The sequence below is a fragment of the Marseilla massiliensis genome (assembly GCF_016899955.1).
Taxonomy (GTDB): domain Bacteria; phylum Bacteroidota; class Bacteroidia; order Bacteroidales; family Bacteroidaceae; genus Prevotella; species Prevotella intestinigallinarum.
Window position 1 is genome coordinate 1 of the sequence record NZ_JACJJL010000069.1, and the last position, 2,491, is coordinate 2,491.

General features: G+C 42.7%; 1 protein-coding gene. It reads left to right on the forward strand.

The window, feature by feature from the left end; genetic code table 11:
• The first annotated feature begins 569 nt into the window (after window positions 1-569).
• Complete coding sequence (locus tag H6B30_RS15845; protein WP_205112225.1) at window positions 570-2,378, forward strand: reverse transcriptase/maturase family protein; 1,809 nt, start codon at window positions 570-572, stop codon at window positions 2,376-2,378.
• Window positions 2,379-2,491 lie beyond the last annotated feature (113 nt).

The following is a 2,491-nucleotide window of genomic DNA, read 5'->3' on the forward strand; positions in this document are numbered from 1 at the left end:
GTGCGCCCAGATTGGTCGCTTGATAAATACTTCTGTAGCAAGAAGTTAGGATTGGGTTCAATATAATCCTATCGTCAATCAGCTTATCCGACGGGGAAACCTAACGGGGAGTGTAGCATGCTGATTAAAGCCCTGAGTCTACTAATAGCCAAGTAGCGACTGAAGGGCAAGACGAAACGACATATACAAGGATGAAGCCTTGATTGGTTGAACGATAGTTCGGTGGTACCACATCTTGCAATAGCGGAAGGCTTTTATATACGCTATTTCATAGTACTCTGGCTATTTTGTGCGTTAGTTCAGAGCATTAAGAACCGACTATGACACAGCCGCAATAAGCGGACAAGAACGAAAGTCGCATCCGACAATATGTCACGCTAATAGTTATCAAGTGAAACTAACTGGGGATTGCCTAAGTCAGAACGCCTCAAAGGCTATGAGAGCTGGTCTCTGAATATCTGATATGGCAACGGAGTTCCCATAGTAGTCCGAGCAAGTTAACGGCTTGTACATGGCGAAGGGGAACAGTCCATAACTTTAGTACAAACAAAGGAAAACGTGAGAGACGTATGAGAAATCCCGAGCAAGTATTAAACATTTTAGCTGAACACAGCAACGAGTCAGGTTACAAATACGAACGACTCTATCGTATTCTGTTCAATGAGCAGATGTTCTTAGTCGCATATCAGCGCATTCATGCAAAACCAGGCAATATGACACCCGGTACTGATGGACAGACGGAGGACGGCATGAGCATTGACAAGATACACGCATTAATAGACAGTCTCAAAAGCGAAGTCTATAGGCCTAAACCGGCAAAGAGGGTTTACATACCGAAGAAGAGCGGAAAGTTACGTCCGCTCGGTATCCCTACGTTTGCAGATAAATTAGTGCAAGAGGTAGTGAGAATGGTTCTCGAAGCCATATACGAAGGATATTTTGAACGGACTTCACATGGTTTCAGACCACACAAAAGCTGCCACACGGCACTTAAGAGTCTACAGAATAATTTCAACGGAACAAAGTGGTTCATTGAGGGAGACATAAAAGGTTTCTTTGACAATATCAACCATGGCGTGATGATAGAAATTCTGAGGGAACGCATATCTGACGAACGTTTCCTTCGGTTAATACGTAAATTTCTCAACGCTGGATATTTGGAAGAATGGCACTTCAATAGAACTTATTCGGGTACGCCTCAAGGTGGAATTATCAGTCCAATACTGGCTAATATCTACCTGGACAAGTTCGATAAGTATATGAAGAAGTATGCACAAGATTTCCATAAGGGTAAAGTTAGACACCGCAACAAGGATATCGGCAGACTGAACAATCGAGTTCACTATCTAAAGAAGAGAATGAAGGAGGTGACGGACGTTGATGAATTGGAAGCAATGCGGGAGGAAGTTCGTAATAAGCAACAGCAAATACTGACTATGCCGAGCGGTAACGATATGGATGAGAATTTCCGTAGATTGAATTATGTACGCTACGCTGATGATTTCCTTATAGGGGTCATTGGAAATAAAGCAGAGTGCGAGAAAATCAAGGCGGATGTCACACAATTTATGCAAAAGAAGCTAAAATTGGAAATGTCACAAGAAAAGACCTTGATAACCAACGCACAAGACAGTGCAAAATTTCTCGGCTATGAAATATCAGTCCGTAAAGATTACACAACGCAGAAAAATGCAAGAGGAGAAACTCGTAGACATCGTAATGGTAATGTGATACTACACGTATCACGAGAAGTAATAAAGAAGAAGTTACTGAGTCTTGAAGCCATGAATGTGAAAACACAAAATGGCAAAGAAGTGTGGAGGTCTAAAGGTAGAACATACCTGATAGACAATGAGCCACAAGACATAGTAGCACGTTTCAACACAGAAATCAGAGGATTCTACAACTACTACTCCATTGCAAACAATGCATCGGCACTTGGACGTTCATTTGGATGTATCATGAGGTTCAGTATGCTAAAGACATTTGCGCAAAAACTTAACAGTTCCGTCAGAACCATAACAGACAAGTATCGTGAAGATGATAAATTTGTGGTGTGGTATACGGACAAGAAAGGCGAACGCAAACCAAGGGTGTTTTACAATGAGGGCTTCAAGCGTATTACCGACTTGGGAACTCAAAAATGTGATAACTTGCCCTACTTGTTCAACACTCCATCTATGAGTCTGGTCGAAAGACTGACTGCAAATAAGTGTGAGTTGTGCGGAAAAGAAGGAAATGTTGTGTCACACCACGTCAGGAAACTCTCAGATTTAAGAGGCAAAACCGAATGGGAACGTAAAATGCTCAAAATGCATAGAAAATCTTTAATCGTCTGTGCAGAATGTCATAACATGATTCATGCGGAGAATAGCTAAAATGCCGTTATGGGCGGAGAGCCGTATACATGGAGACGTGTACGTACGGTTCGGAGGCAGGCTGTCGGAAACCTACCACCGTAAGGTGGCATGGCGCCGACAGCCGAGCCTAC